Below are 9,649 nucleotides of genomic sequence, written 5' to 3'. Positions count from 1 at the left end.
GACGTAACTATCCCAACAGTAACTCTAGATCCAATTAACAACACTTCAACAGTAGTAACTGGTAAGGTTCCAAACCCAGATCCAAATACCACTGTAATTGTTGAAATTCCTGGTCATACCCCAGTTACAGTTCCAGTAAATTCTGATGGTACATTTAGTGTTCCTACACCAAATAATGAACCACTAAAACCAGGTACTGAGGTAAAAGTTACTCCAAAAGATGATGCAGGCAATGGTACACCAGTTACTACTCCAGTATCAGACGTTGTACCGCCGCAAGTAGATCTCACTCCAAAGGCTGACGGCACAGTTGATGTGGTGCCTCACGACAATGACGCAACTAAGGTTGAAATTTCATATACAGATAATGGTGGCAACACGCAAACTATAACCGTGGTCAAAAACCCAAGTGCTGGCTGGGTCGTAGATAGCACTCCTGGTAAGACGACAGCTCCAACAGGTGCTTTCAAGCTTGATCCGCATAGTGGTAAGGTCACTATCAGCGACGATGCGACAAAAGACAACACTCCAGTGACTGCAAAGGCTACTGATGGCGCTGGCAACACAGCCACAGGCGAGACTACTGCTCCAGATAAATTTACTATCAAATTTAATGATGATGCAGATGGTAACGGCACTATCACAAGAGGTGAGAACTATGCTGAGGATGGCGCAAAAGCTACTGCAACCATCAGCATACCAAACCTTGCAAAGGATGGCAGCAAGATCCATGTCGTAGGCACTGGTATAAATGACTATTACACAGTTCATAAAGATGCTAGTGGCAACGTTACAAGCGTTATAGATACAAAAGGCAACAATGTATTTGACGGCGATAATGGCATAAAGGTTAGCTATGACTATAACCACTATCAAACAGTTCGTGGAAATGCCGCAAGTATCACAGCTGAGCTAGAAGGCACAACCCTTAAAGCTACTTCAAGTGTTAAATTTGAAAATGTTGGCAAGGCTGAAGTTAAATTTGTTGAGCTTGATGAGCATGGCAATGTTCTAAATGAAAAATCAGATCAAATAACAAATCAAAATAGAAATACAGCTATGCTAGATGGTGATATCAACCACACCACAGCACGCATCTCACTACCTGAGAATGTTCAAGACGGCGATGTCGTAACTGTAAAATATGGATATGGACCTAGTGCTGCATCTTTAGCTGTAACAGGTGGCACAGATACGACTGCTTATAAGTATTTCTTAGTTCATAAAGCAGCTGATGGCTCTATGACGGTTGATCAGATCACTTCAGAGACTGATAAGACACCTATAAAAGCTGGTCTTACATCTACAAATGGTGCTGGCGAGAAATTTGGTATAGATATCCACGATATGCCAACAACTACCTATAATCTTACGCACTCACGTGGTATAGAAGTGAGTATAAAAGGTGATGACCATGCAGATAAATCTAGTGGAGATACTTGGATATTTAGAGATAGCATGGAGGCTCCGAAGGTTGAATTTATAGAAGGCAACAAAGTTTATAATCCAAGTGTTTCAGGAAGTGGCTCAGGCGCACTAAATGCTGGCATAAGCGTAGCTGACGCTATAAAAGACGGTGATATCAGCCACACTACAGCTCGCATAACATTGCCAAAAGTGTTCTCGGACGGCGACAAACTAACAGTTGCTGTAACTGACTATAACAAAATTTATGCTGACACTGGTGTAAAACAATACCCAGCAAATAACCCAGAGCCAACATTTGTTAAGGCATTTATCATTCACAAAGCGGCTGACGGCACCGTGACTTTTGACGAGGTCGATGCAGCTGGCAATGTCACACATGCAGGCATCCCAGCGCTAAATAACAACGCTATCGAAATAACTGGCGTGCCACTATATAATATGTATGAAAATGGCGTTTTGAAGTCAGATTATGTCCATGCAACTGGTGTTGATGCTACTATCACAGACCACCTTAATCTAAATGGTAACGATAGTGGAAGCAATTTAAGTTTTGCATTCTTAGCGAACGTAAATGTTGTCACTATCACAGAGGTGATCGATGATGTTGCAGGTGGTGTAGATCACGGCAATATCAAAGATAATGACGTAGTAGTAAATGGCGTAACTAAAAAAGGGCTAACAAACGACAGTACTCCGACATTTAACGGCAAGGCGGACCCTAACTCAGTAGTGGAGCTATATGATGGCACGACTAAGATAGGTAGCACAACAACTGATAAATTTGGCAACTGGTCTATCACTCCGGCCACTCCACTTGGTGAAGGTGCTCATAGTATCACAGCTTCATCTCCAGCTTCAAATGCGATCAAGGCCTCTGACCCAGCTACTATAACAGTAGATACAGGCACTAAGGTTACATTTGATAGCGTTACAGATGATGTTGCAGGTGGCGTTGTAAATGGTAATGTTAAGGGCAATGATGTGACAGTCGATGGCAAAACACTAAAAGGCCTAACAAACGATAACACACCAACTCTATCAGGCAAGGCAGAGGCTGGCTCAACTGTAGAGATCTTTGATGGTACAAACAAGATCGGTCAAGTAGAGGCAAAAGCTGATGGTTCTTGGAAATTTGAAGTGAGCACTCCACTTAGCGACGGCGAGCATGAGCTTAAGGTAAAAACTACTGACAAAGCTGGCAACACAGCCGAGGCTGCCCCAGTAACCATAACTGTTGATACGAAAGTGACAAATTTAAAAGTCGAATGGATAGATGATCTCAACAATGATGGTAAATTTAGCTGGAGTGAGAATTTAAATCCTGAGCACGCAGGACGTATAGCTTGGAAAGCATATCTTCCAAACGATGGTACGGTTAAAGTTGGTGACGTTATGCACTATATGTGGGGTGGACCAGGTGCTACTGGTGAGCTAACTTATACTATAAAAGCTGAAGATATAGCAAAAGGCTATGTGGGCTTTGTAAAACAAAATATGATTCAAGGAACATGGGAACATATTCCTTTTGGCAAGGACTCTGATGGTAAAGTTTTTGAAGCTTGGGCATATCTAACAGACGCTGCTGGTAACAAAGGATCAACAGGCAAAGATGAGATAGTCTTTGACTTTAGTGATGCACCTACTCATATAAATGCTAGCGCTATTTATGGCACAAATAGAACAGGCTTGTTACTTGATGACAATCCAAAAAGCGCAAGCGCTGTTAATATCGAAGCACAAGGTAAAGCAGTAGAGCTAGATGTTAAAACATTCACTCATAGAGCAGATGTGAAACTAGGCGATGGTGACGATATAGTAACGGTGCATAAGAGTGGCGGTGTTTGGGGTGACATGGTAGAAGACTCAAAACTAAATTTAGGCGATGGAGATAATATCTTAAAAGTAGAGACAAATATCGATAGAGCATCAGTAATCGCTGGAGATGGTTATGACAACGTCAAAGTCGATGGATATATAACAAATCGCTCTAATGTAAATTTAGGTGATGGCAACAATACATTAACGGTTGGAACAAATATAGATCATAGTACTGTAGAAACTGGAAGTGGAAACGACACCATCAAAGTTGGTAACTATATCCACTACTCTAATATAAAGCTAGGCGCAGGCGATGACTCATTAACGATTGCAAAGTCAGATATGCAAGGCAATGATATAGATGGTGGCACTGGTTATGACAAATTAGCTATCACTAATCCAGGAACATCTATAAATTTAGATAGCATCGCAGATCATGCACATAACTTTGAGGAGCTTAATATCTCTAATAAGAGCCAAAATACTACTTTAAGCGTAAAACTAAGTGATGTCATAAGCTTAACAGATAGTGATAATACGCTAAAAATAACAGCTGATGCTGGAGACAAGGTAGAATTTAAAGATGCTGGCTGGCAAAAGGGTGCATCAACTGACGGCTATACCGCATATACAAATGATACTAGCGGAACAACTGTTACTGTTGAGATCAAGGACGAAGTAACACAGCCTATGTAATCATAGATGTAAATTTGCTATTAAAGTGGTGGCGTTAAATCAAACGGAGAGCAAGGAAGCTCTCCAAATTTATGTATCAGAAATAAAATTTAAATTTGTAAAATATTTTGCAATTATTTCAACTATCTTTAAGCATCCCTCATATATAATTCCAGCTCACGAAACGAGAAACCACCTTTAACTTCAACGTTAATAAAGCCTTTTTCTTATCGTTGTTCTTTTAACTTACAATTGTTAAACTATTAGTCAATCTTTGAAATCTAAACAAGTGATCGATTGAGCCAGTCTATTATGATTAAATAATAGATTAGACAAACTAATATAAAAACTAAAAGTTTTTTTGATTAAAAACTTCATAATAAAAATCCTATCTATTAGATAGGTAATTAATATGGAGAGTTTGATCCTGGCTCAGAGTGAACGCTGGCGGCGTGCCTAATACATGCAAGTCGAACGGACAAGTAAGAGCTTGCTCTTATGAGTTAGTGGCGCACGGGTGAGTAATGTATAGCTAATCTGCCCTACACTAGAGGACAACAGTTGGAAACGACTGCTAATACTCTATACTCCTGTCTTACATAAGTTAGATAGGGAAAGTTTTTCGGTGTAGGATGAGGCTATATTGTATCAGCTAGTTGGTGAGGTAATGGCTCACCAAGGCTATGACGCATAACTGGTCTGAGAGGATGATCAGTCACACTGGAACTGAGACACGGTCCAGACTCCTACGGGAGGCAGCAGTAGGGAATATTGCTCAATGGGGGAAACCCTGAAGCAGCAACGCCGCGTGGAGGATGACACTTTTCGGAGCGTAAACTCCTTTTGTTAGGGAAGAATAATGACGGTACCTAACGAATAAGCACCGGCTAACTCCGTGCCAGCAGCCGCGGTAATACGGAGGGTGCAAGCGTTACTCGGAATCACTGGGCGTAAAGGACGCGTAGGCGGATTATCAAGTCTCTTGTGAAATCCTATGGCTTAACCATAGAACTGCTTGGGAAACTGATAATCTAGAGTGAGGGAGAGGCAGATGGAATTGGTGGTGTAGGGGTAAAATCCGTAGAGATCACCAGGAATACCCATTGCGAAGGCGATCTGCTGGAACTCAACTGACGCTAATGCGTGAAAGCGTGGGGAGCAAACAGGATTAGATACCCTGGTAGTCCACGCCCTAAACGATGTATACTAGTTGTTGCTAAGCTAGTCTTGGCAGTAATGCACCTAACGGATTAAGTATACCGCCTGGGGAGTACGGTCGCAAGATTAAAACTCAAAGGAATAGACGGGGACCCGCACAAGCGGTGGAGCATGTGGTTTAATTCGAAGATACGCGAAGAACCTTACCCGGACTTGATATCTAACAAATCATCTAGAGATAGAAGAGTGTCTGCTTGCAGAAATGTTAAGACAGGTGCTGCACGGCTGTCGTCAGCTCGTGTCGTGAGATGTTGGGTTAAGTCCCGCAACGAGCGCAACCCACGTCATTAGTTGCTAACAGTTCGGCTGAGCACTCTAATGAGACTGCCTTCGTAAGGAGGAGGAAGGTGTGGACGACGTCAAGTCATCATGGCCCTTATGTCCGGGGCGACACACGTGCTACAATGGCATATACAATGAGAAGCAATATCGCGAGATGGAGCAAATCTATAAAATATGTCCCAGTTCGGATTGGAGTCTGCAACTCGACTCCATGAAGCCGGAATCGCTAGTAATCGTAGATCAGCCATGCTACGGTGAATACGTTCCCGGGTCTTGTACTCACCGCCCGTCACACCATGGGAGTTGATTTCACTCGAAGCCGGAATACTAAATTAGTTACCGTCCACAGTGGAATCAGCGACTGGGGTGAAGTCGTAACAAGGTAACCGTAGGAGAACCTGCGGTTGGATCACCTCCTTTCTAGAGTACATATAGATATTCTCTCACAAGATATCTATAAGAAAGATATTCTCAATCATCCTTGTTTAGTTTTGAAAGATTGATAGACCTATAGGGGCCTATAGCTCAGCTGGTTAGAGTGCACCCCTGATAAGGGTGAGGTCACAAGTTCAAGTCTTGTTAGGCCCACCAGAGAATTTAATTGGGGAATTAGCTCAGCTGGGAGAGCGCCTGCTTTGCACGCAGGAGGTCAGCGGTTCGATCCCGCTATTCTCCACCATGAAATAGTTTAACAGCATTAAGTCTAATTAGAGAGCTTAATTTAAACTTTCTAATTAGACTTTTGTCTAAATGTTCTTTTAATTAATATTGTTAATAGTCACAAGCAAGTTTTAAAAACAATTTTACAGGACTTGTTAAAGATTTAAATTTCTATCATCTTTGCATTTAATGCAAAAGTTTGACATCACAATCTATTTAGGATTTAAAACTTATCTAAATAGTAGTCAATGCTTTCCGTCTTGAGAGCTAGAATTTAAATGTAGTAACATAAAGTTATCTTTAACAAGGAAGTGATGCGAATTAGAATAATCTAATATAGAAAAGGTAAGCTACAAAGAGCAAGTGGTGGATGCCTTGGCTAGTAGAGGCGATGAAAGACGTGCCAGGCTGCGATAAGTCTCGGGGAGCCGTCAAGGGGCTTTGATCCGGGAATTTCTGAATGGGGCAACCCAACTAATAGAGATATTAGTTACCGTATAACGGAGCGAACGAGGGGAATTGAAACATCTTAGTACCCTCAGGAAAAGAAATCAAAAGAGATTACGCTAGTAGCGGCGAGCGAACGCGTAAGAGGGCAAACCACTAGTTTACTAGTGGGGTTGTAGGACTGCAATATAGACTAAACTTAGCTAATAGAACAACCTGGAAAGGTTGGGCGTAGAGGGTGATACCCCCGTATATGAAAGCTTTGTTTTACTTAGCAGTATCCTGAGTAGGGCGGAACACGTGATATTCTGTCTGAAGCTGGGTAGACCACTATCCAACCCTAAATACTACTACTAGACCGATAGTGCACAAGTACCGTGAGGGAAAGGTGAAAAGAACTGAGGTGATCAGAGTGAAATAGAACCTGAAACCATTTGCTTACAATCATTCAGAGCCCTATGATTTATCAGGGTGATGGACTGCCTTTTGCATAATGAGCCTGCGAGTTGTGATGTCTGGCGAGGTTAAGGAAACCCGGAGCCGTAGCGAAAGCGAGTCTTAATAGGGCGTTTAGTCAGACGTTGCAGACCCGAAACGATGTGATCTATCCATGAGCAGGTTGAAACCGGTGTAAGAGCCGGTGGAGGACCGAACCCGCTAGCGTTGAAAAGCTATGGGATGACTTGTGGATAGGGGTGAAAGGCCAATCAAACATCGTGATAGCTGGTTCTCTCCGAAATATATTTAGGTATAGCGTCATGTAGTAATACTAGGGGGTAGAGCACTGAATGGGCTAGGGCATACACCAATGTACCAAACCCTATCAAACTCCGAATACCTAGTGTGTAATCATGGCAGTCAGGCGGCGAGTGATAAAATCCGTCGTCGAGAGGGGAACAACCCAGACTAACAGCTAAGGTCCCTAAATCTCATTTAAGTGGAAAACGATGTGGAGTTACTTAAACAACCAGGAGGTTGGCTTAGAAGCAGCCATCCTTTAAAGAAAGCGTAATAGCTCACTGGTCTAGTGATTCTGCGCGGAAAATATAACGGGGCTAAAATGAGTACCGAAGCTTTAGACTTAGTTTTACTAAGTGGTAGGAGAGCGTTGTATTTGCATTGAAGGTATACCGGTAAGGAGTGCTGGAGCGAATACAAGTGAGCATGCAGGCATGAGTAGCGATAATTGGGGTGAGAATCCCCAACGCCGTAAACCCAAGGTTTCCTACGCGATGCTCGTCATCGTAGGGTTAGCCGGGTCCTAAGCAAAGTCCGAAAGGGGTATGCGATGGAAAATTGGTTAATATTCCAATGCCAACTATAATGTGCGATGGAAGGACGCTTAGAGTTAGAGGAGCCAGCGGATGGTAGTGCTGGTCGAAAGGTGCAGGTTGGAGTTCAGGCAAATCCGAGCTCCTTTAAGCCGAGGCCTTACAGGTGCGTGAAGTTCTTCGGAATGAATCGTAAATCCTTGATACTGTCGAGCCAAGAAAAGTTTCTAAGTTTAGTTATAGTTGCCCGTACCGTAAACCGACACAGGTGGGTGGGATGAGTATTCTAAGGCGCGTGGAAGAACTCTCTTCAAGGAACTCTGCAAAATAGCACCGTATCTTCGGTATAAGGTGTGCCTAACTTTGTGAAGGATTTACTCCGTAAGCATTGAAGGTTACAACAAAGAGTCCCTCCCGACTGTTTACCAAAAACACAGCACTCTGCTAACTCGTAAGAGGATGTATAGGGTGTGACGCCTGCCCGGTGCTCGAAGGTTAATTGATGACGTTAGCTCTGCGAAGCGTTTGATCGAAGCCCGAGTAAACGGCGGCCGTAACTATAACGGTCCTAAGGTAGCGAAATTCCTTGTCGATTAAATATCGACCTGCATGAATGGCGTAACGAGATGGGAGCTGTCTCGAAGAGGGATCCAGTGAAATTGTAGTGGAGGTGAAAATTCCTCCTACCCGCGGCAAGACGGAAAGACCCCGTGGACCTTTACTACAGCTTGACACTGCTATTGGGATAAAAATGTGCAGGATAGGCGGGAGGCTTTGATCCATAGACGCCAGTTTATGGTGAGCCATTGTTGAGATACCGCTCTTTTTTATTCTGATAGCTAACTAGCTTGAGTTATCCTCAAGTAGGACAATGTCTGGTGGGTAGTTTGACTGGGGCGGTCGCCTCCCAAAATGTAACGGAGGCTTACAAAGGTTGGCTCAGAACGGTTGGAAATCGTTCGTAGAGTATAAAGGCATAAGCCAGCTTAACTGCGAGACATACACGTCAAGCAGAGACGAAAGTCGGTCTTAGTGATCCGGTGGTTCTGTGTGGAAGGGCCATCGCTCAAAGGATAAAAGGTACCCCGGGGATAACAGGCTGATCTCCCCCAAGAGCTCACATCGACGGGGAGGTTTGGCACCTCGATGTCGGCTCATCGCATCCTGGGGCTGGAGCAGGTCCCAAGGGTATGGCTGTTCGCCATTTAAAGCGGTACGCGAGCTGGGTTCAGAACGTCGTGAGACAGTTCGGTCCCTATCTGCCGTGGGCGCAAGAAGATTGAGGAGAGTTGACCCTAGTACGAGAGGACCGGGTCGAACCAACCACTGGTGTACGAGTTGTCCTGCCAAGGGCACCGCTCGGTAGCTATGTTGGGATGTGATAACTGCTGAAAGCATCTAAGCAGGAAGCCAACTCCAAGATGAATCTTCTTTTAAGAGCTCATATAGACTATGTGTTTGATAGGCTGGGTGTGTAATGGATGAAAGTCCTTTAGCTGACCAGTACTAATAGCTCGTCTGCTTATCTTTTAATAAGCATCACTTCCTTGTTAAGGATAAAAACTTAATAAGATATGTTTTTATAAAACTTTGTTTATGACTTTTAACTTTATCTTGTAGTGTTAAATAAGAGATTTATCTAGTATATCTTTTATTTAACACTGCCCGTGACTATACAGACGAGGAAACGCCTTGCTCCATCTCGAACCAAGAAGCTAAGCTCGTCCTGGCTGATGATACTCTCCCTTACTGGGATGTTGGAAAAGTAGGTCGTTGCGGGCTTTGTTGTTAATCTGCTTTAATTCTTATATTATTTAATCCTAGTTTTTATTAGTGTTTATTTCTGTTTA

1 protein-coding gene, 2 tRNA genes and 3 rRNA genes are annotated in these 9,649 nt (G+C 43.2%); all 6 read left to right on the top strand.

Annotation, left to right across the window (positions count from 1 at the left end; all coding sequences use genetic code 11):
* Positions 1-3,942: Ig-like domain-containing protein (locus F3G98_RS01195; protein WP_149725637.1), on the top strand; the 3,942-nt coding region annotated here is incomplete at its 5' end.
* Positions 3,943-4,330: 388 nt separating this feature from the next.
* Positions 4,331-5,841: ribosomal RNA gene (locus F3G98_RS01190) — 16S ribosomal RNA — on the top strand.
* Positions 5,842-5,935: 94 nt separating this feature from the next.
* A tRNA-Ile gene (locus F3G98_RS01185) sits at positions 5,936-6,012 on the top strand.
* Positions 6,013-6,024: 12 nt separating this feature from the next.
* Positions 6,025-6,100 (top strand) — tRNA-Ala (locus tag F3G98_RS01180).
* Positions 6,101-6,424: 324 nt separating this feature from the next.
* A 23S ribosomal RNA gene (locus tag F3G98_RS01175) occupies positions 6,425-9,329 on the top strand.
* Between the two features lie 133 nt (positions 9,330-9,462).
* A 5S ribosomal RNA gene (rrf, locus tag F3G98_RS01170) occupies positions 9,463-9,581 on the top strand.
* The 16S, 23S and 5S rRNA genes sit together here with 2 tRNA genes alongside, the layout of an rRNA operon.
* The last annotated feature ends 68 nt before the right edge of the window (positions 9,582-9,649 follow it).

This window comes from Campylobacter concisus, from assembly GCF_902460895.1.
GTDB lineage: Bacteria > Campylobacterota > Campylobacteria > Campylobacterales > Campylobacteraceae > Campylobacter_A > Campylobacter_A concisus_BC.
Note: the sequence above shows the minus strand (reverse complement) of the source record. Positions and strands in the feature narration are given on the sequence as shown.